Here is a 22,768-nt window from a genome sequence, read left to right as displayed (position 1 = left end):
TATAGAGGAAAATATAGAGGAAAATATAGAGGAAAATATAGAGGAAAATATAGAGGAAAATATGGGCGCAATTTTAGATGATACACAAGATGAGTTTGCAAATTTAAATGAAAATGATATTATGTTAGCTTTAGGTGAAGAGCTTGCTCCAGTTATTGTAGAAAAGAAAGAAGAGAGCAAGGTAAATACTGAAGAAAAAGTAGAAAATTTACAAGAAGATGAAATGGTAAATGAACTTAGTAAAAGCATAGCTCAAACTATTACTTCAAGTATTACTGATGATACTTTAAAAGCAGCCTTAAAAGGCATGAAAATGAATATAAACATTAATATAAGCTTTGATGAGGATAAACATTGAGTGGTCAAATTTTAATCATCTCAGGGCCAAGTGGAGCAGGTAAGAGCACCTTGCTTCAAAGGCTTTTTAAAGAAAAAGATAATATTTATTTTTCTATTTCAAGCACAACAAGAGCTCCTAGGGAAAATGAAAAAAATGGAGTAGATTATTTTTTTATCAGTGAAGAAGAATTTAAACAAGGTATAGAAAAAGGCAATTTTTTAGAGTGGGCTTTGGTGCATAAAAATTATTATGGCACCTCATTAATCCCTGTAAAAAAAGCATTGCAAGAGGGTAAAAGTGTTGTTTTTGATATCGATGTGCAAGGTTTTTGTATAGCTAAAGAAAAAATGCCTGAATATATTACTTCTGTTTTTATTACAACCAAAAATAAAAAAGAACTTGAAAAAAGATTGCTTAAGCGAAATACTGATAAAATAGAAGATATTAGCAAAAGATTAGAAAATGCTAGTGATGAAATGGCTTATTTGGATCGGTATGATTTTTTAATCATAAATGATGATCTTGAAAAAAGCTATAGAGAGTTAGAAGCGGTTTTTGAAGCTTCAAAATTAAAAAGTACAAAACATGATTTAAAACAAATTCAAATTCAATGGAATAAAGGAGAATAAAATGCATATGCCAAGTGGAACCCAATGGTTGATTATATTACTTATAGTAGTGTTACTTTTTGGTGCAAAAAAAATTCCAGAGCTTGCCAAAGGTCTAGGAAAAGGTATTAAAACTTTTAAAGATGAAATGAACACAGAAGATGATAAAAAAATCGTTCAAGAAGATGCACAAAAAATTGAAAAAATTAATGAAAAAGATGTGCTTGTAAAAGAAAACAATGAAGAAGTAAAAAAAGCTTAAGGTAAAACATTGAAAACTTTAGTTTATAAAAAAATTAAAGAAAAATTAGGAAGAGATTTTATCTTAGAAAATCCTAAGAATAAAAATCTAGCTCATTTTGCTACACCTTTAGCTTTTTCTTTGGCTAAAGAATTAAAGCAAAATCCCATGATAATTGCTAATGATGTTGTTGCTAAGTTAAAAGATTGTGAATGTTTTGAAAGTGTAGAAGCTTTAAATGGTTATGTAAATTTTAAGCTTTCAAGAGCTTTTTTAAATTCTTTAGCTACACAAGCTTTAAGCGATAGTGAAAATTTTGCAAAAGATGAGAAAAAAGAGCAGAGTTTTTTACTTGAATATGTTAGTGCAAATCCAACAGGACCTTTACACATAGGGCATGCTAGAGGGGCTATTTTTGGTGATACTTTAACTAGGGTTGCTAGACATTTAGGATACAAATTTGATACAGAATATTATGTTAATGATGCGGGTAATCAAATTTATCTTTTAGGTCTTTCTATATTGCTTGCAGTAAAAGAACATTGCTTAAAAGAGCAAGTTCAATATCCTGATGAGTATTATAAAGGTGAATATATCATAGATGTAGCAAAAGAGGCTTTTGCTGAATTTGAAAAAGATTTTTTTATAGAAGGAAATATTCCGCAATTAGCACTTTGGGCTAAGGATAAAATGCTAAAAATTATTAAGCAAAATTTAGCCGATGCTAAGATATTTATTGATACTTATGTGAGTGAAACAAGCTATTATAGTGAATTAGAAAATACTTTAAAAGCCTTAAAAGAACATGGTGGTACTTATGAGCAAGATGGTAAAATATGGCTTGCATCAAGTGCTAAAGGTGATGAAAAAGATCGTGTGATTATTAAGGATGATGGAAAAGGAACTTATCTGGCTGCTGATATAGTTTATCATAAAGATAAAATGAGCCGCAGTTATGATAAGTGTATCAATATATGGGGGGCTGATCATCACGGCTATATTGCTAGAATGAAAGCTGCTATGGAATTTTTGGGTCATGATAGTCAAAATCTTGAAATTATCTTAGCACAAATGGTTTCATTGTTAAAAAATGGCGAGCCTTATAAGATGAGCAAAAGAGCAGGAAATTTCATTTTAATGGGTGATGTTTTAGAAGAACTTGGTAGTGATGTGCTAAGATATATTTTTATTAGTAAAAAATGCGATACACATTTGGAGTTTGATGTAGATGAGTTTAAAAAAGAAGATAGCTCTAATCCTGTGTATTATATTAATTATGCTCATGCGAGAATTCATCAAGTATTTGCCAAGGCAGGTAAGAGTGTAAATGATGTTATATATGCTAAATTTGAGAGTTTAAATGAAGATGGTATGAATCTTTTATTTGAAAGCTTAAATTTAAAAGCAGTACTTAATGATGCATTTGAGTCAAGAGCCTTGCAAAAAATTCCTGATTATTTAAAAAATTTAGCTTCTTTATTTCATAAATTTTATAATGAAAATAAAGTTGTTGGCTCAAGCAATGAAGATGAGCTTTTAAAACTTTTTGCTATATGTGCTTTGAGCATTAAAACAGCTTTTGCACTTATGGGAATAGAAGCAAAAAATAAAATGAATCACGATTAATTTTGATCGTGATTTTTGCTTTTTTTGATACTTCTTGTCATCATAAAGCTTTGTTCAAAAAACAAAAGCAAGGTTACGCTTACTCCTACTGCTAAGGCTAGTGTTACTGAAAGTGTTGTGAAAAAATGATCAAAAAATTGAATTAAGAAATTAGTTTTTTCGTTGATATCTTCTGAGCGTATAAATGAAATAAGATATAAAATTGCTTTATAGGCATAAATTCCAGGTATCATAGGAATGAGAGCAGGAAAAGCTATAATTTCAGCAGGCGTTTTAAAAATTTTGGCCAAAAATAATCCAAGACAACCTATGCTAAAAGAAGCTATAAAGGTTGCAATAGCTAAGGTTTGAAAACCAAAATATCCCATTAAAGTAAAGCGCATGCCATGAGCTATAGCGGCTAGTATGGCTGAGAGTATGAGTGTTTTAAAGGGTGGATTACACACATAAGCAAAGCCAAATCCTGTTAAAGCCGCAAAAAACATATCCCAAAGTATAGAAGAATAATCAATCATCTTAAAATCCCAAAATCATTAATACCAAGAGTAGTATAAATTCCAATGGCAATACAACACACTAATATCACTACGCTTATAATACGACTAAGCCCCATAAGTATATGATCTTTTAAAATGTCTATAACGGAGTTTATAAAATAAACCCCAGGAATTAAATACAATATACTAGAACCCAAAGCAACATTGGCTTCTTGCACGAGTTTTAAATCCACTCCAAAAAACACAATAAGTGAGGATAAAAAAGAACAAATAATGTATTGAATTCTTAAATCGATTTTTATTCTAGTGAGTAAAACTCTTAAGCTAAAACCTACTAAAGTAGCTAAAAATACAAATAAACAGCCGTAAAAATCTCCTCCAAATAGCTTGCAAAAGGCTGAATTTGCTACTGAAACTAAAAATAAATTAGCTAAAAAAGGATTTCTTTTGCTTTGTTTGAGTTTTAAAAGAGAAAATTCAGCTTCTTCTAGGTTGTATTTATGATCATGAATTTGCCAGCTTAATGCACTGAGTTCTAAAATAAGTTTAAAATTAATATGATTGTGCTTATTAGGTATGATATAGGTTCTTTGTATGGAATTATCATTTTTATCAAAAATATTTAGTGTGGTATGGTGAAAGAAAAAATTCATATTAATCTCATAACCATATGCATTAGCTATTCTTCCAACACACTTTGCCACTCTTGCTGTGTAAGTTCCAGCACTTAAAAAAACACTAATATATTCGATTAAAAAATCCGTTAAATTTTGAATTGATGGTTTTTCCATAGTATTTTCTTTGAAATAGTTTATAGGATTTTATCAAATTTTAAATATAAAATATTATAAAATTAATGATAATCTAAAAAAAACTGCGGAAAATCATTTTCGTTTTTCGAAAAAGTATAAAGTAAATTTTCACTTGGGTAGGTAATTTTTTTAACTATTGTTTTTTTCTTTTGCTTTGAGATTTTTTCTAATATTATTGGCAGTTCTTTATTGATTAGCATTTTTAAGGACATACCCATACCATGTTCAAGATTTTTTATAAATTTTCCATCAACTTGACTTTCTTTTTCAATTATTGTTAAGTCAGCGTCAAAACCAAGTTTTTTTAGTGTTTTGTAAAGTTGAATTTTATCTTCAGGTGGAGCAAATCTCAAATCTTGCATACTATGATAAGATCTATAAATGGTTTTTGGAAATTGTGCTTGAATTTGTAAATGCTCTTCGTCTAAAATGTTACGTATTCTTCTAAAGGCTTTTGAAAAATAATAGGGTGAGCTAGGATTACTTGTAAAATGCGTTTTTGTAAAAGCATTAAATTTTAAATTTTTATATTTGGGGTCAATAAAAGAAGCTTCAAAATATTTTATAAAGTCTATTTCTTTTGTAAAACCAACTAGGGGCAGAAAAACTTTAGCATAAGATGAATTATCTATAACCCCATCAATTTCCCATGGCATTAATTTTGCCATTAGATGTGAGACATATCCGCCGTGAGAGCTTCCAATAAGAACAATTGGAAGTGTTGAGATATCCCCCCCCCTCATATAATTAAAGAGATTGTGATTTGTTTTGATATAAGATAATACTTGTAGACAATCTAGTGCTTGCATAATACCAAAATTTTGATATTCTCCATTTGGTGGTTCACAAGTTACAGAAATATCAACAAGATTGTCTTTTGATAGTTTGTTATTTGTTTTTAATTTTTCAATTTCTAAATCTAAAAAGCTAAAAACATCTTTGTATGTTTGAAAATATTTATTAGTAATATTTATATTGTAAGTATTACAAATAGTAGTGATAATGTTTTGATCAAAGCTATCCAGTATTAATTTAGCACCATTTTGTGGCCTACATTGTATACAAAAATAATTTACACTTACGCATATTACATTATGATTTTCTAAAACTCTATAAATAAGCTTATTTTGGTATGTATCATTGATATCACTACCTAGACCAGGTAAAAGAAATACAATAGCTTCGATTTCTTTTTCATCATCATAATCAATTCTAAAATCTAATAAAGATTGTCTTTGTATGTTAAGCTCTATATCATCAAAAGATGGAATTTGAAAAAATTTAGTTTGAAGCATGGTTTTTCCTTTTTTGGATATAGATATAAATAGCTACAATCATAGCAGTAAAAACAATACAAGCTATAATAACAAAATGTAAATATTCTTTGATTAAATCTTCATTTTTACCTAAAATATAACCTAATACAAGTAAGATTAAACACCAAATTCCTGCTCCTAAGCTGGTATAAAACATAAATTTTTTCAAATTCATTCTTGCGAGTCCAGCAGGTAAAGAAATGTATTGACGTAAACCAGGGATTAATCTACCACTAAAGGTGGATATTTCGCCATGTTTATTAAAAAAGGCTTCAAATTGAGCAAATTTTGTTTCATTAACTCCAAAATATTTGCATATTTTTAAAAGAACTTCCCGTCCTAAAAAATAACATAAATAATAATTTAATAAAGCTCCTAAAAGAGCTCCAAAAGTCCCACAAAGTAAACATAACCAAAAGTTAAGCTCGTTTTGATGAGCTAAATATCCAGCAGGTATCATCACTACTTCGCTAGGAAAAGGAAAAAAGGAACTCTCTATAAACATAAGAAAGATAATCCCCCAATAACCCCAATCTTTTGCAAGAGTGAGTAAAAAATCTACAATATCACCAAGCATAAATAACCTTTATTTTTTAAGCTAATGATATAAGTTTAGTTTTAATGTTTTAAAAATATAGCATCGCTTTTGCGCAAATGACTATTAAAATACATAAAATCAATGCAATCAAGTGAGATTTTAAAGGGTCTTTTCTTTTTAAAACTTTTATAAAAAATAAAGAGTAAAAAGTCAAAACTAGCATTGTTATTAATAATAAAAGTTTGATAAATAAAAATCTGCCAAAATTACTTGCAAAAAAATCCCAAAAAGAGTTAATTTCATAAAAACTCAAAAGATAAAATCCACTCAGCAAAAGTAAGATAAAAATACTAGCAAAAATAAAAATACTTGATTTGGTATAGGCTTTTTTAATTTTATCACAATCTTCTTTACTTTCGTGTTTATAAGCAAAGTGATAAACACATACATCAAAAAATACATAAGCTATAAAAAATACAGCACAAATAAGATGAATACAAATAAAAATAAAATGCATAGTTAATCTCCTTAAAAAATCATAGCACAATTTTAAGGAGATGTAAAATTAAAGTTTTTCTAAAATTTGGATAGTTTTGATTTTATCTCCTGCTCTAATACTATCTAATACTTCTAAACTTTCTTTATCTTCAGGATTGATTTGTCCAAAGATAGTATGTACTCCATCTAAATGAGGCTGTGGACTGTGGCAAATGAAAAATTGCGATCCACCTGTATCTCTACCAGCATGAGCCATAGATAAGCTACCTCTTAAGTGCTTGTGTTTTTGATCGTCACATTCACACTCTATCTCATAACCAGGACCACCTGAACCTATACCATAAGGACAACCACCTTGTATTACAAAATTTGGAATCACACGGTGAAAAACAAGCTCATCATAAAAACCATCATTAGCTAAGTTAGCAAAATTACATACAGTTTGTGGTGTTTCATCGGGAAATAATTCTAATTTCATATCACCTTTTTCGGTGCTAATGATAGCAAAATTGTATTTTTTTGCATCTTTTGTGTCGATTTTTTTAAGCATTTTTTTGCTCCTATTCTATATTAGTATAAACTGCTTGCACATCATCATCATCTTCTAATTTATCAAGTAATTTTTCAATATCAAGAAGTTGTTCTTCATTAAAGCTTACAGGATTGTTAGCAAGATATTCAAGTCCTGCTTTTTTAAGCACTAAGCCTTTTTTTTCTATAGCATTGCTAAGCTCACCAAAGGCAGTATAATCACCTATAATTAGTAATTCTTCTTCATTTTGCTCAAGTTCTTCAAGTCCTGCATCAATGAGTTCAAGTTCAAGTTCTTCTAAATCTCCATCATATTTTTCAAGATGAAAGACAGCTTTGTGTGAAAACATAAAAGTTAAAGAGCCATTTTGTAAAATTTCACCGCCATTTTTGCTAAAAATCGCTTTTACATTAGCCACCGTGCGTGTAGGATTATCACTCATGCACTCAACAATGATTAAAGCTCCATGTGCTGCTTTTCCTTCATAGTGGATATTTTTAATATCAGCACTATCTTTTCCGCTTGCTCTTTTAATGGCTGCATCGATATTGTCTTTTGGCATATTATTAGCTTTTGCAGTAGCTATGGCGCTACGAAGCTTTGGATTCATATCAGGATCAGCTCCGCCTTCTTTTGCTGCCACTTGTATAGCCTTTGCAAGTTTTGGAAAAAGTTTGCTCATTTTATCCCATCTTGCTTCTTTAGAGGCTCTGCGATATTCAAACGCTCTTCCCATAAAATCTCTCTTTCTTATATTGTTTTAAAGTTAAAAGTATAAACTAAGAAGTCTAAATTTGATTTTAAAGGAGTAAAAGAGTGATCAGAAAATCTAGAAAAGATGATGTTAGAAAATGTATACAATTACTTGCTTTAGCAATGGATCATTTTATTTATAAACTTAGTGGTTATAATGATCATCAAAAAGCTATAGAGGTTTTAGAAAATTTCTTCACTCAAGAAAACAATCGTTTAAGTTATGAAAATATATGTGTTTATGAAGAAGATGATGAAATTTTAGGTGCGATTTGTTTTTATGATGGGGCTTTGGCAGATGAGTTAGATAAGCCTTTAAATGAGCATTTAGAGTTTTTGGGGATTAATGAAAAAGTTTTAAAAGAATGTGAAAATGAGTTTTACTTAGATAGTATTTGCGTGGATGAAAAAGCAAGAGGGAAAGGTATTGCTAAGAAATTGATTGAATATGCCTTCAACGAAGCTTTGAAAAATGATAAAAAGCTTTCATTAATCGTAGAAGATGAAAATATAAATGCGAAAATGCTTTATGAAAAAATGGGTTTTAAATTTATAAAAAATAAAATTTTTCATTCTCATAAATATGAATACAGAGAAAAAGGAGAATAAATGATTATAAAAACTAAAAATATCAATTGTCAAAGTTGTGTAAATTTAATCAAGGCTTCATTAGAAGATGAATTTGGTACCATGCAAATAAATGTTGAAACAAAAAGCATAGAGATTGATTTAAAAACAGAGCAAGTTGAAGAGTTCAAAAAACAATTACAAGAATTAGGTTTTGAGATAGATGAAGTATGAGTTAAAATTAAAAATAGGCAATATGACTTGTGTTAATTGCTCTAATGCTATAGAAAAAGTTTGTGCAAAAATTGATGGGGTAGAAGATGTGAGTGTTTCTTATGTCAATTCTAGTGGGGCGTTTTTGCTTAAAGATTTATCTTTGGAAACAAAAATCAAAGAAAAAATCAAAGCTTTGGGTTTTGAGATATTGCAAGAAGAGCAAAATTTATATGAGTTTAAACTCCAAGAGCTTAAAAATATGAAAACAAAGCTTATTATGAGTATAATCTTAAGCTCTATTGTGATGTATTTTGAAATGTTTGTTCAAGGAAATGTTTCTGCTTTAATTCAAATGTTTTTATCTATGATAGTAATTTTTTATTGTGGAAAAGGTTTTTTCATCCATGCTCTTAAGGGATTAAAGTATAAAAATTTAGATATGAATACCTTGATATCCTTAGGTGCTTTTACTTCTTTTGTATATTCTTTTTTTGTATATTTTGAAGTGTTTAACAAAGATGGTTATTTGTATTTTAGTGGTGGAGCGATGATTATAAGCTTTGTTTTATTAGGTAAATACTTAGAAGAAAAGGCTAAATTTAAATCCTTAGAATACCAAAACAAATTAAAAAATATAGATATTAAAAAAGCCAATATAATTTTAGAAGATGGAAGTATAAAAAGCATACCTAGTGCTTTTGTAAAAGAAAATGATGTGGTTTTAGTAAAAGAGGGTGAAAGCGTTGTTGCTGATGGGGTGATTATAGCAGGTGAAGCTGAAGTTGATGTGAGTTTTTTAACAGGAGAGTTTTTACCACTTTTGAAAAAGCAAGATGATGAGATTTTAGCAGGAACTGTGTTGATTAATGGAAGTTTAAAGATTAAAGCTAATAAAAAGGCGATTGAAAGCTCATTAGAGCAAATCAAAGATCTTGTTTTTAAAGCAGGTAATGTCAAAACACCTTTAGCAAATTTAGCGAATAAAATTTCAGCTTATTTTGTAGCTTGTATTATAATTTTATCGCTTTTTGTGTTTGCTTTTTGGTATGTTAAAGAAGGAATTAATGCAGCATTTTTGCATGCTTGTGCCACGCTTTTAATCTCTTGTCCTTGTGCTTTGGGCTTAGCAACTCCTATAGCCATAGTGAGTGCTTTAGCAAATGGTGCAAGAAATTTTATCTTAGTAAAAAATCCAGCGGTATTAGAGAATTTAGCTAGTATAAAACTTGCTATTTTTGATAAAACAGGCACTTTAAGCCAAGATGACTTAAGTGTTTATAAGCATAATCTTACTCAAGAAGATTTTCAAAAACTCACCCAAATTGAAAATTTAAGCTCACACCCTATTGCAAAGGCATTTACTAAAGAATTAAATGTAAATTTAAATTTGCAGGGAAAATTAAGTGTTTTGGTGGGGAGTGGTTTGCTTTATGAGGAAAATGAAGATAAATATTTAATAGGCAATGAGAAATTAATGTTTGAAAATGGTGTTGATATGCAAAAAAGTAAGCAATTTTTGCAAGAATTTGAAGATCAAGCACCTATATGTTTATATTTTGCAAAAAATAAAATTTGTCTTGGTGGAGTTTGTTTGAAAAATGAGCTCAAAAACGAGGCTAAAGATTTGATAGCAAATTTAAAACAAAAAGGTGTAAAAAGTATTATTTTAAGTGGCGATAATAAAAAAAGTGTTGCTAAAATAGCAAATGAGCTCAATATTGATGAATGTTATTTTGACTTAAAACCTGAGCAAAAACTTGATTTCATAAAAGAAAAAATCAAAAAAGAAAAAGTGCTTTTTATAGGAGATGGTATTAACGATGCTCCTGCTTTAAATTTAGCTAGCGCAAGCATTAGTTTTTCTAAAGCAAGTGAGCTTGCTAAAAAAAGCGGAGATTTGATTTTAATAAAAGATGATTTATCTTTAATAGCTTATTGTTTTGAGCTTTCTCAAAGAACTAAAAATATCATCAAACTTAATCTATTTTGGGCTTTTATTTACAATGCTTTATGTATTCCTATTGCAGCAGGTATTGTGCCATTTATAAGTCTTAGTCCACATTTGGCAGCTTTAGCAATGTGTTTTAGTTCGGTAACAGTTGTATTAAATTCTTTAAGATTGCGTTAGATATTTCAGTTTTATTTAATATTTGTTGTATTATATTAATATAAATTTAACAAAAAAGGAGTATCATAATGAATTGCAATTGCGGTTTTTCTATGATGAATGTAATAAGATATTCTAAAATGATTATCTTGCTTACAGTTGCCTCTTTAGCAGCTATTGTTGTTTTTGGTAATATAACTGATTATAATTCAAATTTTCAGTTTGTAAAACATGTTATGAGTATGGACACCAAACCTGATTATTTAGGTAATGCTATTGTTTATAGGGCTATTACAAATTCTACTATTCATCATATTGCTTATATTTTTATTATCTGTTTTGAAGCTTTTATTATGTTAACTGCTTTAAAAGGTGCTTTAGATATGTTTAAAGCAAGAAATTTAGATGCAAAAACTTTTCATGAAGCTAAAAAATTTGGAATTATTGCTCTAACTTGTTGTTGTTTACTTTGGTTTTTTGGTTTTCAAGTGGTAGCTGCAGAGTGGTTTGGTATGTGGATGAGTAAAACATGGAATGGTTTGCCTGATGCTACTAGATTAGTAACTTATATGCTTTTAGCTTTAATTTATATTAGTATCAAAAACGATGATTAATTTTATCAAACTCCTTTTTTGTAGGAGTTTGGTGTTATAATTCATTAACAGCACGGTAAGCTTGATCGATTGCTGAATGCATGTAAGCTGACCAATCAGAATCTGAATTTGCTATAACAATATTACCAAAAGGTTTTCTTGCAAGTTCTATAGTTTTTTGTGCTTCTTCACTATCATCAAAAAGACTGTTTTCTGTATATGAATAACAATGTCCCCAACGATTTACAACTATGGCCTTAATGTCTCTTTCATGGTCAAATCCAGCCGAGCCTAACATGCCTTGAAGTTGATCGCGAATAATTTTCTCATGCTCTTCAAAACTCATAGTAAATAATAAATTTCTGCCTACTCTAGCTCTATCCCTTGCATCCATTCCATCAAGATCAATCCCTTGGATGTTTGCAAAAGCCAAAGGAGAGCAAACCATGTGAACACAAATAGGCTTTTTAGGATCTCTTGGGTGGTGATATCCTCCCATATCCACAGGATAATCAAGTTTAGTTCTAGCATAAGGCATTTTTGGTGAATAAATTTCATGAACTCCAAGTTTTATAAATGGTTCCCAGTTGCTTATGATAACTTTAGTATGCAAAAGAGAGGTTTTTACATTTTTACTTAAAGCATCTTTTTGATCTTGTGGCATGCTTGGTATTATATATGGAATCATGCTGTTATAATTTGCCATTACAACTTTTTTAGCTTTTACTCTATAATTTTTGCCTTTATTAACATAAGTTACTAAAGCTCCATCTTTTGTATTTTCTACATTTATAACAGTGCTGTTTAATCTTAAACGTACTTTATTTTTAGCAAGATCAAGTTTAGAATAATCAAAATGAGCTAAGGTAATTTCATCCATATCTTTACCTTTTTTAGATACATCAGGAATTAATCTTCTAACCATTAATCTAGCAACAGTAGCGTTGCCATCAGCACAGTGGTGGATATATGGTTCTTCCATTTCAGCTAGTGCTTCCCCTTCAATTGGATCAAGTCCAAGTTTATCAAAACCAGGTAGGAAAGAAATTCTAGCGTCTTCGCAAGAAACAGCATCAATACCTAAAGCCAAAAAGTCATCTGTCATACCTTCAAAAAATTTTATAGCTTGTGATGAAAGTTTAACCTTTTCCTCTAAGAATTTTTTATAGCTTGTTTTTGCTACATACTTATCCCTTTGCTCTTTTGTTAAACCTTTTAAATAGTCTTTTTCGCTTTTAAATAAAGCAATTAAATCTTTTTTATCTTTTTCATTAAGAGGAAAATCACCTATAAAAGCCTCAATGCTTCTTCCATTGCTTTTTTCTTCAGGAATATCATCACAAATTACTTTTCTAGGATTACCATTTACAACTTTGTCTACTCCAAATTCAGCCTTAGAAAAATACACACCTCTGCTAAGTTTTAAATCAGGATAAAAATTTACATCAAAACGTTTAGCAAGCTCATCAATATCCACACCCAAAGATGATAGTAAATCTACTACTTCTTTAGAATATAATGCCTTTGGCGATTGAAATGTTTCACTACCACCATAACTTAAAATAGTGCCATCTTCTAGTTCTATTTCATTTCTTCTAGCATGTCCGCCAAAGTCATCGTGATTATCAAGAATAAGAATTTTTTTATCTTTTCCAAATTTGTTTTGATAAAAACAAGCTGCGGCTAAACCACTAATACCTGCTCCAACAACAACTAAGTCGTATTCTTGTTTAGGTTTAATAACACTAAAATTAAATTTTTCACCATCTCTTAACATATGTGCAAATTCATAACTTGCATTATTACTACCCCTTAATCCAAGCCACTTTGGCGGGTAGTATTCTTTAGTGAAATCTTCGATTTTGGCTTCTTTACCGTATAATACCTGCAAAGGAGTCATTCCTGCAAGTATAGTTAAAGCCATTCCATTTAAAAAGTCTCTTCTTTGCATGATTGTCCTTAAAATAAGATATATTAGCTCTTATTTTAAGAGTATATTTATATTTTTATTCTTAAAGTATTTTATAAATACAAAAATTTTTATAAAAAAGTTACTCTTTTTCTCTTTTTATAATTTTTATATAGTTTAGAAAGCAAAAAGGTCGCTGCAAGACTTAAAACTAAAAAATGTGGAAGTTGTGGTACTTTTGCAGATAAAAAATAATGCCAAGCTACTAGCAAAAAACAAAAATATCCAAGTTTTCTTATTTTGCTTAATTTTTTAAAAAGTTTAAAAGAGCTTATAAACATAAGCGAGAGTATGAAAAAGCTTATAAAACCACTAAGTTCTAAATTTTTACTAAAAGTATCTTTGAAAAAAAGTATTAAATCTAAATTTTTACTAAAAGCAAAATAATTAAAAAAGTGAATCAAAGCCCAAAAAAAAGCATAAAAACCTAAAAATTTAGGGTAATCTTTTGTGTATTTATACTTTAAAAGTGAAAAAAATAGGCTTAATCCAAAAAAGATTAAGCCAAATATACCACTATAAAAATACACAGATTTTACAATATCAAATTCTTGCAAGATTTGATAAATACTAAAAACAATACTTAAAGCAAAGGCTAAAAATCCACCGATATTATAAACTTTTTTGCTCATTAAAAATTAACCTTTAAATCCATATCTTTATACAAATGCGCTACTTCTTTTTGATAACCATTGAACATTTGCGTAGGTTTAGTGAAAAAATCTCCCAAAGGACGCTCATTTGCTTGAGACCATCTTGGATGAGAAACATTTGGATTAACATTAGCATAAAAACCATATTCTCTAGGGTTTGCTAGCTCCCATGTGGTTTTAGGTTGTTCTTTAGTAAATTCTATTTTTACAATAGATTTGATACTTTTAAAACCATATTTCCATGGAACTACAAGGCGAATCGGCGCTCCATTTTGTCCTAATAAAGGCTTTTTATACATTCCTACAGCCATAAGCGTTAATGGGTGCATAGCCTCATCTAATCTTAAACCCTCTACATAAGGATAATCAAGAGTTGGGAAAAATGAAGCTTGATCAGCAAATTGATTTTTATCAAAAAGAGTGGTAAATTTTATAAATTTAGCCTCACTTTTTACTTTACATTTTTCTATTAAAGCACGCAATTCAAAACCAACCCAAGGCACCACCATAGACCAAGTTTCAACACAACGAAATCTATAAATTCTCTCTTCTAAAGGAAAGGCTAATAAATCTTGCATAGTTAAAGTCAAAGGCTCTTCAACTTCCCCACTAACTTCTATTTTCCAGTCCTTTGTGTTGAAATTTTTTGCAAGTTCTACAGCTCTTTTTTTATCAGTAGAAAATTCATAAAAATTAACATAATTAGTTGCAATTTTTTCATCGCTAAGTTTTAATTTTTCATTGTTAGGATCAGGAAAGAAATTTAATGCCATTAATTCAGATTGGACTAAGGCTGAACTAACCAAAGCTCCAGCACCTAGTTTTAAAAAATGGCGTCTTTTATTATATAATTGTTCGTTTGTGATATTCATGAAAAGTCCTTTATATATTTTGTGATATTAAAACATATAAAGGAAAATAAAAGGATAATTTTTATTATTTTATAAAAAATATTTTTAAAAAATTACCTCATTATTTTCAGATAGAGCAGGGTTGTTTTTTGGAAATGGAGAGGCATTGGTGTAATACTCTCTTTGTTTTTCATAAATTCCTTGATAAACTCCTTTTGGAATGGTAAATTTTCTAGCACTATCAGGATAAAGTTCTAAGTATTTTGTTAAAAATTCTTTAAAAACTGGAGCAGCAGTTCTTGCGCCACCTTCTACTTGTTTCATAGGTTTATTATCATCATTTCCATACCAAATGATAGCTTCTATCTCAGGAGTTAATCCGCAAAACCATGCATCAACGCTTTTATTTGAAGTGCCAGTTTTTCCAGCTATTTCAATCCCTTCCACTCTAGCATTGCGCCCAGTTCCTTTTTTAACAACATTTTGCATCATATCATTAACTAAAAAAGCTTGTTCAGGTTCGCTGATTTTTCTTTCTCCAGAGTTAAATTCTACCACTATTTTGTCATTTTTATCGATTACTCTTTTAATGAGTATTAAATCTTTTTGCACCCCATAATTTCCAAATACTGTATAAAGTTTAGCATAATCATAAATAGAAATCCCAAAGCTACCTAAGACTATAGATAAATCAACCGGTATATTTTTAAAGCCCATAAATTGAAGTTTATCATGGATCACATCAAGCCCCAAAGCAAGAGCTAAATTTATAGTAGCTAGGTTTCTTGAGCCAGTTAGTGCTTCTTTTAAGCTTATAAGCCCTAGAAATTTTCCACCATAATTTTTAGGTTTCCAGTCTTGTTCATCTTTTTTGGTGCTTTCAAAGATTCTTGAAATATCAGCAACCTTACTCATAGGAGAATAGCCCATATCAATGGCAATTTGGTATAAGAAAGGCTTAAAAGAACTTCCAGGCTGTCTTAAACTTTGAGTAGCACGGTTAAAATTACTTTTTGCGTAATTTACTCCGCCAACTAAGGCTAAAATGTCTCCATTTTGATGATTTGCTACTATCATAGCTCCATTAAGTGTGCTTAAATTTGCATCTTTATCTCTTTTAACTATTTCATCATAGCCAAATTTTAAAGCCTCTCTTGCAATATTTTGCACATCAAGATCAATGGCAAGTTCTATTTTATAGCCACCACTTTTTAAGTCTTTAATTCCGCTTAGTTGTTTTAAAACTTCTTGAGTAACATAAGGAGCTGCATTTTGTGTTAAAGTATCATCATATACTTTTGGAATTTCTTTTAAAGCATTTTCATACTCTTCTTTAGAAATCCAACCAAGATTATACATTCTTTGCACTACGCTGTTTGCTCTAGCTAAAGAAAGATCTAAATGTCTAGTAGGATCATAAGTACTTGGAGCCTTTGGCATACCTACTAAAATGGCAATTTCTTTTAAACTAAGCTCATCTAAATTTTTTCTAAAATATCCAAGTGCAGCAGTTTTTACTCCATAATATCCATGTCCAAAGAAGATGAAATTTAAATATCTTTCTAAAATTTGCTCTTTAGTTAAAGTATTTTCTATCTTATATGCAAGCAAAGCTTCTTTTAGCTTTCTGCTTAAAGTACGCTCTGGGGTTAATTCTGTGTTTTTTATAAATTGTTGTGTAAGGGTGGAAGCTCCTTCCATAGTTTTTCCACCACTTCTTATGATTTTAATAGCTGCTCTAAAAATCGCATCTATATTAACCCCACCATGTTCAAAAAAGCTAGTATCTTCAATGGCTACTAAAGCTTCTATAAGTCTTGGTGGGAGTTCTTCATAAGGGGCATAAAAGCGGTGTTGCTCGAAAACATTGGCAACTAATTTTCCATTTTTATCAAAAATTTGTGTTGTAAGAGGTGGTTTATAATCTTTAAAAGTGTATTGATTTAAATCAGAATCAGAAAACAAATATGCAATAAATATAAAAACTCCAACCGCACACACTATACAAAAAGAAAGAAATATTTTTAAAATTTTTATCATAAAAATGCTTTCAAAAGTTCTATATTAAGCCCTAGTGCTGTACTTTGATGGCCTATGATTTTTTTAATGTATTTTTTATGAAACCCCTCGCACATCACAGCTCCGGCTTTACCTTGATAAAGTTTTGAATCAATGTATTCTTGCATATCTTTTAAATCAAATTTATCCAAAATCAAATCACACTTGCTAAGATTAAAAATCTTTTTATCTTCTAAAACTAAAATCATCGCGCTTAAAACGCTAATGCTTTTGCCACTTTGCAAATTGAGCATATTAAAAGCCTCATTATCGCTTTTAGCTTTAGTAAGAATGATATTTTGAGCGCAAACTATACTATCAGCAAATAAAACATTTTTAAAATCAGGGTATTTTGCAAAAAACTGCCTTTCTTTTTCTAAAACAATTTTCTGCACATAAGAGCTTGGATTGTCTTTTTTTACCAAGCTCTCATCATAATCGATAATAATTTGCTCAAAAGCGATATTTGCTTCTTTTAATAAAGCAACGCGTGAAGGTGAACTTGAAGCTAAATAAAGCATTAAGCAAGACTTTCTTCTATGATTTTTTTAGCATGATCAAGTGCTTGTTCTATTTTGCTTGTATCTTTACCGCCAGCTGTTGCAAAATCATCCCTACCGCCACCGTTTCCACCAAGTATTTGCGCAATTTCTTTTACCAAAACACCAGCTTTTAATGAAGTGTCTTTAACACCTGCTGCGATGATGATTTTGCCTTCTTTTTCTTGTAAAAGTAAAATCACAGCTTTGTTAAATTTATTTTTAAACTCATCTATCATGGTTTTTATATCGCCACTATCTATTTTTTGTACACAATATTGAATGTCATTTAGTTCTTTAGAGTTTAATTCTGCTTTGCTTGAATTTTTTAATTCATTTTTTAAACTAGCTATTTCATTTTTTAATTTTGCCACATAGCTTAAAATATCATGAGTTTTTAACTCTTCTTTGGCTTGGTTTAGCTCTTTTAAATTTTCATTAACATAATCAAGTGCGGCTTTGCTTACCACTGCTTCTATCCTTCTTACTCCAGCACTAACACCGCTTTCTTTGATGATATAAAAACTTCCTATTTCAGAGCTATTTTTCACATGAGTGCCACCACAAAGCTCCTTACTAGCTCCTAGGGTTAAAACTCTTACTTTTTCTTGATATTTTTCACTAAATAAAGCTATGGCACCACTTTTTTTAGCTTCATCTAAAGCTAAAATTTCAATTTTAGCTTCGTTTGCTTGCATGATGTAAGTATTTACTAAAGCTTCTATTTGCTTTAATTCTTCTTTATTTAGAGCTTTTGGATGAGTAAAATCAAATCTTAATTTATTATGTTCTACTAAAGAGCCTGCTTGGCTAATGTGTGAGCCAAGAATTTCTCTTAAAGCATGGTGTAATAAATGTGTCGCACTATGATGTCTTGCGATTTGTTCTCTTTTTTTAGTATCTATGCAAGCTAACACTTCATCATTTGTTTTAAGATCTTGTTTTAATTTCACTTGACTAAGATTAATATCAAAGAATTTTTGTGTATCTAAAACCTCATTTTCATTGATAAAACCTATATCAGCGCTTTGCCCTCCACTTGTTGCATAAAATGGAGTTTTTTCAAGCATTAACCATGCTATATCTCCTGCCTTAGCTTCGGTTATGATTTTAAAATTTTCATCTAAAATAGCCATGATTTTAGTTTTTTCTTCATAATTTTCATAACCACTAAAAGTATTTTTGTCAAATTTTTCTAATAAAACTTTAAAGTCTCCGCTAACTGCTTTATCTCCACTTCCTTTCCAAGAAGCTTTGGCTCTATCTTTTTGTTCTTGCATAAGCTCATTAAATTTAGCCTCATCTACACTAAGATTTTTCTCTCTTAACATATCTTGGGTTAAATCAAGTGGAAAACCATAAGTATCATAAAGTTTAAAAGCTACTTCACCACTAAAAATATCTTTAGTTTTTTTAAGTTCTTCGTTAAAAATTTCTATGCCATTTTCGATAGTGCTTAAAAATCTTTCTTCTTCTAGTTTAATCTGCTCTTTGATAAATTCTTTTTTTTCATTTAAGTAAGTATAATGTCCACCCATTAACTCACAAACTACATCTACAAGCTCATACATAAAAGCTCTTTTAAGACCTAATAAATATCCATGTCTTAAGGCACGGCGCATAATTCTTCTTAAAACATAACCCCTACCTTCTTTATCAAAGCCAACTCCTTGAGCAAGTAAAAATACACTTGATCTAATATGATCAGCGATCACTCTATAACTAGCACCACTTTCATAGGTATAAGTTTTGCCACAAAGTTTTGCAATACTCTCAATAATAGGCATAAACAAAGAACTATCAAAATTGCTAAATTTTCCTTCTTTTATAGCGCTAACTCTTTCAAGTCCCATACCTGTATCAATACTAGGTTTTGGCAATGGAGTAAGCGTGCCATCAGCACTTCTTTCATACTGCATGAAAACGAGGTTCCAAATTTCTAAGAACCTATCTCCATCACCACCCATATAATCTTCACTAGAATTAAAATGCTCAGCACCTTGATCATAAAAAATTTCACTACAAGGCCCGCATGGTCCAGTATCGCCCATTTGCCAAAAATTATCTTTATCGCCAAATTTATAAATTCTTTCTTTTTCTATATGTTTTTGCCAAAGTTCATATGCTTCATCATCACTTTCATGAACGGTTACATATAGTCTTTCTTTAGGTAGTTTTAAAACTTCAGTTACAAACTCCCAAGCATAAGCAATGGCTTGTTCTTTAAAATAATCTCCAAAACTAAAATTTCCAAGCATTTCAAAGAAAGTATGATGTCTTGCTGTGTAGCCTACATTGTCTAAGTCATTATGTTTTCCGCCGGCTCTTATACAAGTTTGACAACTTGTTTTACGCGGAGGATTAGGGCGTGGTACTTCTCCGGTAAATATACTTTTAAAAGGCACCATACCTGCATTAGTAAAAAGTAAAGTTGCATCATCAGGCACTAAAGGGCTTGAAGGAGTGATTTCGTGTCCTTTTGACTTAAAAAATTCTAAATATTCTTTTCTTATATCCATAGATTTTCCTAGCTAGTTTTTTGCTTAAAATAATACCAAAAATACTTTAAATTAAGTAAAACTATCTTATAATCATGATTTTAAATTTACTAAGGTAATACAATGAAAATTCCTTTTATAGACTTAAATGCTCAATATAATGCTTATAAAAATGAAATTGATGAGGCTATTAGTGAAGTTTTACAAAGCACCTCTTTTATAGGTGGTGTAAAATTAGAAGAATTTGAAAACAATTTAGCTAAATATGTAGGTATTAAACATGCAATAGGCTGTTCAAGTGGCACAAGTGCGTTATTTTTAGCTTTAATGGCTTTGGGTGTGGGTAGGGATGATGAGGTAATAGTGCCAAGTTTTACCTTTATAGCTACAGCTGAAATGGTTGCTCTAATCGGTGCTAAGCCTGTTTTTGTAGATATTGATTTTAAAGATTATAATCTTAGTTTAGAAAAAGTTCAAAGTGCTATCACACCTAAAACTAAGGCTGTAATTGCTGTGAGTATTTTTGGACTTATGCCTGATATGTTTGCTCTAAAAGAGCTTTGTAAAAGTCAAAACATTGCTTTGATAGAAGATAGTGCGCAAAGTTTTGGAGCCAATCAAAAAGGCATAAAATCATGTGCTATAGCTGATATATCTTGTACAAGCTTTTTTCCGTCTAAGCCTTTAGGTGCTTATGGAGATGGTGGAGCAATTTTTACTCAAGATGATGAATTAGCACAAAAAATAAAAATTTATTTAAATCATGGGCAAATACAAAGATATAAGCATAAATATATCGGTATCAATGGAAGGCTTGATACTATCCAAGCAGCTATTTTAAATGTGAAATTAAAATACTTAGATGAAGAGATTAAAAAAAGAGAAGCAATAGCAAAAGTTTATGATGAAAATTTAAAAAATTGTATTTTACCACCAAGAAAAGATGATTTTGTGAGTGCCCAGGCTCAATATAGTGTGCGTGTAAAGAATAGAGAAAATTTCATGCAAAAATTACAAGAGCAAGGCATACCTACTGCGGTGCATTATCCTTTAGGGCTTCATTTGCAAGAAGCTTTTGATTATCTTGCTTACGAAAAGGGTGATTTGCCAAATACAGAGCTATTAAGTGATGAAATTTTATCCTTACCTATGAGTGCGTTTTTAAAAGAAGAGCACCAAGCTAGAGTGATAGAGGCTTTTAAATGAAAATAGGGCTTATAGGCCTTGGTAAAATGGGTAAAAACCATTTAAGAGAACTCGAGCGTAATTTAAAAGTAAAAGAAATTCATCTTTATGATCCTTTTTGTAAAGATAAATTTAAACATTTTTTGCATAAAAATTTTGATAATTTTTTAGCGCAAAATCTTGATGGTGTTATCATTGCTACGCCTACTCATACGCATTTAGACATAGCTTTAAAAGTTTTTCCTAAAATAAAAAATGTTTTGATAGAAAAGCCTTTGGCGTTAAATATTGATGAAATTTTAATTTTAGAGCAAAAAGCTAGAGAAAATAAAGTCAGAGTAGGGGTGGGCTTTTGCGAGAGATTTAATCCTGTTATTTTAACTTTAAAAGAAAAACTTTTAGAAGATGAGATTATAAGTATTAATATACAAAGAATTTCACCTTATCCACAAAGAATAAACGATGTGGGTGTTTTAAGTGATCTTAGTGTGCATGATATTGACTTAGTTAGATTTTTAAGTCAAGAGCAAATTTTAAAAGCAAATATTTATAAAAGTTTTCATCATGATAAATTTGAAGATGAGGTAATGATAAGTTTAAAATTAGAAAATATTTTAGCAAATATTCATGATAGTTGGAATGGACAATGCATTATAAGAAAGATCACACTTTTAGGTAAAAAACATACTTATGAACTTGATCTTAAAAATTTTGAACTTTTCATCAATATGCAAAAAATTCCAAATTTATATGAAAATTCTCCTTTGTATGCTGAGCATGAGGCCTTTTTTGAGCTTTTACAAAATGGAGTTTGTGAAAATTTAGCTAGCATTGAAGATGCTTTGAGAGTACAAGAAATTTTAGAAGGTGTTTGATAGTGAAATATGTATTTTTTTTAAATATGGGCGGGGTTAATAAACTTGAAGAATGTGAAGTTTTTTTAAAAAATATGTTTAATGATCCTTATATTTTAGGGATAAAAAATGTTTTCTTAAGAAAATTTGTAGCCTTTATGATAAGAAAATCAAGACTAAAAACTATGAAGCAAAATTATGAAAAAATGGGTGGGAAATCCCCGCTTACTCAAATCACACAAAGTTTATGCGATAAATTAAATTCTAAAACTAGGGAATATAACTTTGATTTTATTAGTCTTTATGTACCACCCTTTGCAAATGAAGTTTTTTCAAAATATGATTTTCAAAAAAATGATGAAATTATTTTATTTCCTTTGTATCCTCATCATTCTAAAACCACTGTAACTAGTTCTTTAGAAGTAGTGCAAAATGAGCTAAGAAATATCCAAAATCAAGCTAATGTAAAAATCATTGATGTTTTTTATAAAGATGAGCTTTATAATGAAATGATTATAAAACATATTTTAGAAAAAAAGAAAGAGTATGATTATAAAACTTTGATTTTTTCTGCGCATTCTTTACCACTTTCAGTGATTAAAAAAGGTGATTTGTATGAAAAACATGTGCAAGAGCATGTGGGTATCTTAAAAGAAAAACTTAAAAATGAATTTGATCAAATCATTTTATCCTATCAATCAAAATTAGGCCCAGTAAAATGGCTTGAGCCTAACACAAGCGATATTTTAGAAAGTTTAGAACAAAAAGCTTTGATTTATCCTATATCTTTTTGTATAGATTGCTCTGAAACTATTTTTGAGCTTGGAGTAGAGTATAGGCACTTAGCAAAAAGTGATTATGAGCTTATTGCTTGCCCTAATGATAGTGATGAATTTATAGAGTTTGTTAATAGTTTT

At 29.8% G+C, this 22,768-nt stretch carries 23 protein-coding genes and 1 pseudogene; 11 read left to right on the top strand and 13 right to left on the bottom strand.

Annotated elements, in window-relative coordinates:
- From L8X40_RS07355 to argS, 4 genes and pseudogenes are all read left to right on the top strand, one after another.
- A pseudogene (locus tag L8X40_RS07355) lies at positions 1–358 on the top strand (highly acidic protein); the annotation flags it as partial.
- Positions 355–969, top strand: coding sequence for a guanylate kinase (gmk, locus tag L8X40_RS07350; RefSeq protein ID WP_087700150.1), 615 nt, complete (start codon positions 355–357; stop codon positions 967–969). The pseudogene L8X40_RS07355 and the gene gmk, both read left to right, overlap by 4 nt.
- 1 nt (position 970) lies before the next feature.
- The gene (locus L8X40_RS07345; RefSeq protein WP_039618758.1) at positions 971–1,210 is read left to right on the top strand and encodes a twin-arginine translocase TatA/TatE family subunit; all 240 of its coding nucleotides are present in this window, start codon (positions 971–973) and stop codon (positions 1,208–1,210) included.
- A 9-nt stretch (positions 1,211–1,219) separates the two neighbouring features.
- Positions 1,220–2,815, top strand: a complete 1,596-nt coding sequence (argS, locus tag L8X40_RS07340) for an arginine--tRNA ligase (protein ID WP_214100687.1) — start codon at positions 1,220–1,222, stop codon at positions 2,813–2,815.
- Here the strand turns inward: argS and L8X40_RS07335 are convergent.
- The 7 genes from L8X40_RS07335 to L8X40_RS07305 form a co-directional block, all read right to left on the bottom strand.
- On the bottom strand, positions 2,812–3,330 hold the full coding sequence (locus L8X40_RS07335) for a threonine/serine exporter family protein (RefSeq protein WP_039628611.1): 519 nt from the start codon (positions 3,328–3,330) through the stop codon (positions 2,812–2,814). The genes argS and L8X40_RS07335 overlap by 4 nt on opposite strands.
- On the bottom strand, positions 3,327–4,103 hold the full coding sequence (locus tag L8X40_RS07330) for a threonine/serine exporter family protein (RefSeq protein ID WP_214100686.1): 777 nt from the start codon (positions 4,101–4,103) through the stop codon (positions 3,327–3,329). The genes L8X40_RS07335 and L8X40_RS07330 overlap by 4 nt, the downstream gene beginning before the upstream one ends.
- A 62-nt stretch (positions 4,104–4,165) precedes the next feature.
- Positions 4,166–5,419, bottom strand: coding sequence for a DUF2920 family protein (locus L8X40_RS07325; RefSeq protein ID WP_261529637.1), 1,254 nt, complete (start codon positions 5,417–5,419; stop codon positions 4,166–4,168).
- Positions 5,406–6,017 (bottom strand): DedA family protein, encoded by a 612-nt coding sequence (locus L8X40_RS07320; RefSeq protein WP_214136229.1) that lies wholly within the window; start codon positions 6,015–6,017, stop codon positions 5,406–5,408. Before L8X40_RS07320 ends, L8X40_RS07325 begins: the two co-directional genes overlap by 14 nt.
- Positions 6,018–6,066: 49 nt before the next feature.
- Positions 6,067–6,495: a trehalose-6-phosphate synthase gene (locus tag L8X40_RS07315; protein ID WP_087700733.1), complete on the bottom strand. Its 429-nt coding sequence runs from the start codon at positions 6,493–6,495 to the stop codon at positions 6,067–6,069.
- Between the two features lie 48 nt (positions 6,496–6,543).
- Positions 6,544–7,026: a peptidylprolyl isomerase gene (locus L8X40_RS07310; RefSeq protein WP_087700734.1), complete on the bottom strand. Its 483-nt coding sequence runs from the start codon at positions 7,024–7,026 to the stop codon at positions 6,544–6,546.
- Between the two features lie 10 nt (positions 7,027–7,036).
- A complete protein-coding gene (locus L8X40_RS07305; RefSeq protein WP_214100684.1) occupies positions 7,037–7,744 on the bottom strand; it encodes a YebC/PmpR family DNA-binding transcriptional regulator in 708 nt (235 codons plus the stop codon).
- 80 nt (positions 7,745–7,824) lie between these two features.
- On the opposite strand from L8X40_RS07305, the gene L8X40_RS07300 reads away from it, so the two are divergent.
- From L8X40_RS07300 to L8X40_RS07285, 4 genes are all read left to right on the top strand, one after another.
- Positions 7,825–8,370: a GNAT family N-acetyltransferase gene (locus tag L8X40_RS07300; protein ID WP_087700736.1), complete on the top strand. Its 546-nt coding sequence runs from the start codon at positions 7,825–7,827 to the stop codon at positions 8,368–8,370.
- Complete coding sequence (locus L8X40_RS07295; RefSeq protein WP_087700737.1) at positions 8,371–8,562, top strand: heavy-metal-associated domain-containing protein; 192 nt, start codon at positions 8,371–8,373, stop codon at positions 8,560–8,562. It abuts the gene before it with no gap.
- Positions 8,552–10,672 carry a heavy metal translocating P-type ATPase gene (locus L8X40_RS07290; RefSeq protein ID WP_263667610.1) on the top strand — a complete coding sequence of 707 codons (2,121 nt, stop codon included), beginning with the start codon at positions 8,552–8,554 and terminating at the stop codon, positions 10,670–10,672. The genes L8X40_RS07295 and L8X40_RS07290 overlap by 11 nt, the downstream gene beginning before the upstream one ends.
- A 68-nt stretch (positions 10,673–10,740) precedes the next feature.
- Positions 10,741–11,265: a DUF2165 family protein gene (locus L8X40_RS07285; protein ID WP_204507002.1), complete on the top strand. Its 525-nt coding sequence runs from the start codon at positions 10,741–10,743 to the stop codon at positions 11,263–11,265.
- 34 nt (positions 11,266–11,299) lie between these two features.
- Here L8X40_RS07285 and L8X40_RS07280 read toward each other — a convergent pair whose 3' ends face one another.
- From L8X40_RS07280 to alaS, 6 genes are all read right to left on the bottom strand, one after another.
- Entirely contained in the window at positions 11,300–13,195 is a 1,896-nt protein-coding gene (locus L8X40_RS07280) for an NAD(P)/FAD-dependent oxidoreductase (protein WP_263667609.1), read from the bottom strand.
- An 89-nt stretch (positions 13,196–13,284) separates the two neighbouring features.
- Positions 13,285–13,845, bottom strand: coding sequence for a sulfite oxidase heme-binding subunit YedZ (locus tag L8X40_RS07275; protein WP_263667608.1), 561 nt, complete (start codon positions 13,843–13,845; stop codon positions 13,285–13,287).
- Positions 13,845–14,738: a protein-methionine-sulfoxide reductase catalytic subunit MsrP gene (gene msrP, locus L8X40_RS07270; protein ID WP_263667607.1), complete on the bottom strand. Its 894-nt coding sequence runs from the start codon at positions 14,736–14,738 to the stop codon at positions 13,845–13,847. The genes L8X40_RS07275 and msrP overlap by 1 nt, the downstream gene beginning before the upstream one ends.
- A gap of 84 nt (positions 14,739–14,822) precedes the next feature.
- Positions 14,823–16,754 carry a PBP1A family penicillin-binding protein gene (locus L8X40_RS07265; RefSeq protein WP_263667612.1) on the bottom strand — a complete coding sequence of 644 codons (1,932 nt, stop codon included), beginning with the start codon at positions 16,752–16,754 and terminating at the stop codon, positions 14,823–14,825.
- Positions 16,754–17,296, bottom strand: a complete 543-nt coding sequence (maf, locus tag L8X40_RS07260; RefSeq protein ID WP_133318684.1) for a septum formation inhibitor Maf — start codon at positions 17,294–17,296, stop codon at positions 16,754–16,756. The genes L8X40_RS07265 and maf overlap by 1 nt, the downstream gene beginning before the upstream one ends.
- Positions 17,296–19,833, bottom strand: coding sequence for an alanine--tRNA ligase (gene alaS / locus L8X40_RS07255; protein WP_263667606.1), 2,538 nt, complete (start codon positions 19,831–19,833; stop codon positions 17,296–17,298). Before alaS ends, maf begins: the two co-directional genes overlap by 1 nt.
- 108 nt (positions 19,834–19,941) lie before the next feature.
- Here alaS and L8X40_RS07250 point away from each other — a divergent pair, with 108 nt between their 5' ends.
- From L8X40_RS07250 to hemH, 3 genes are all read left to right on the top strand, one after another.
- Positions 19,942–21,018 carry a DegT/DnrJ/EryC1/StrS family aminotransferase gene (locus L8X40_RS07250; RefSeq protein ID WP_263667611.1) on the top strand — a complete coding sequence of 359 codons (1,077 nt, stop codon included), beginning with the start codon at positions 19,942–19,944 and terminating at the stop codon, positions 21,016–21,018.
- Positions 21,015–21,872 (top strand): Gfo/Idh/MocA family protein, encoded by an 858-nt coding sequence (locus L8X40_RS07245; RefSeq protein ID WP_263667605.1) that lies wholly within the window; start codon positions 21,015–21,017, stop codon positions 21,870–21,872. Before L8X40_RS07250 ends, L8X40_RS07245 begins: the two co-directional genes overlap by 4 nt.
- 2 nt (positions 21,873–21,874) lie before the next feature.
- The coding region (gene hemH, locus L8X40_RS07240) for a ferrochelatase (RefSeq protein ID WP_263667604.1) at positions 21,875–22,768 on the top strand (894 nt) is incomplete at its 3' end.

Source organism: Campylobacter sp. CNRCH_2013_0855, assembly GCF_025773025.1.
Lineage (GTDB): Bacteria > Campylobacterota > Campylobacteria > Campylobacterales > Campylobacteraceae > Campylobacter_D > Campylobacter_D jejuni_C.
The sequence above is the reverse complement of the archived record's forward strand: the minus strand, read 5'-3'. Positions and strand labels throughout refer to the sequence as shown.

Bases quoted from the DNA above. Each gene is read 5' to 3' on its own strand.
- L8X40_RS07345 (WP_039618758.1), top strand. From the start codon at position 971: ATGCATATGCCAAGTGGAACCCAATGGTTGATTATATTACTTATAGTA.
- L8X40_RS07335 (WP_039628611.1), bottom strand. From the start codon at position 3,330: ATGATTGATTATTCTTCTATACTTTGGGATATGTTTTTTGCGGCTTTA.
- L8X40_RS07330 (WP_214100686.1), bottom strand. From the start codon at position 4,103: ATGGAAAAACCATCAATTCAAAATTTAACGGATTTTTTAATCGAATAT.
- L8X40_RS07325 (WP_261529637.1), bottom strand. From the start codon at position 5,419: ATGCTTCAAACTAAATTTTTTCAAATTCCATCTTTTGATGATATAGAG.
- L8X40_RS07320 (WP_214136229.1), bottom strand. From the start codon at position 6,017: ATGCTTGGTGATATTGTAGATTTTTTACTCACTCTTGCAAAAGATTGG.
- L8X40_RS07315 (WP_087700733.1), bottom strand. From the start codon at position 6,495: ATGCATTTTATTTTTATTTGTATTCATCTTATTTGTGCTGTATTTTTT.
- L8X40_RS07310 (WP_087700734.1), bottom strand. From the start codon at position 7,026: ATGCTTAAAAAAATCGACACAAAAGATGCAAAAAAATACAATTTTGCT.
- L8X40_RS07305 (WP_214100684.1), bottom strand. From the start codon at position 7,744: ATGGGAAGAGCGTTTGAATATCGCAGAGCCTCTAAAGAAGCAAGATGG.
- L8X40_RS07295 (WP_087700737.1), top strand. From the start codon at position 8,371: ATGATTATAAAAACTAAAAATATCAATTGTCAAAGTTGTGTAAATTTA.
- L8X40_RS07290 (WP_263667610.1), top strand. From the start codon at position 8,552: ATGAAGTATGAGTTAAAATTAAAAATAGGCAATATGACTTGTGTTAAT.
- L8X40_RS07285 (WP_204507002.1), top strand. From the start codon at position 10,741: ATGAATTGCAATTGCGGTTTTTCTATGATGAATGTAATAAGATATTCT.
- L8X40_RS07280 (WP_263667609.1), bottom strand. From the start codon at position 13,195: ATGCAAAGAAGAGACTTTTTAAATGGAATGGCTTTAACTATACTTGCA.
- L8X40_RS07275 (WP_263667608.1), bottom strand. From the start codon at position 13,845: ATGAGCAAAAAAGTTTATAATATCGGTGGATTTTTAGCCTTTGCTTTA.
- msrP (WP_263667607.1), bottom strand. From the start codon at position 14,738: ATGAATATCACAAACGAACAATTATATAATAAAAGACGCCATTTTTTA.
- maf (WP_133318684.1), bottom strand. From the start codon at position 17,296: ATGCTTTATTTAGCTTCAAGTTCACCTTCACGCGTTGCTTTATTAAAA.
- alaS (WP_263667606.1), bottom strand. From the start codon at position 19,833: ATGGATATAAGAAAAGAATATTTAGAATTTTTTAAGTCAAAAGGACAC.
- L8X40_RS07245 (WP_263667605.1), top strand. From the start codon at position 21,015: ATGAAAATAGGGCTTATAGGCCTTGGTAAAATGGGTAAAAACCATTTA.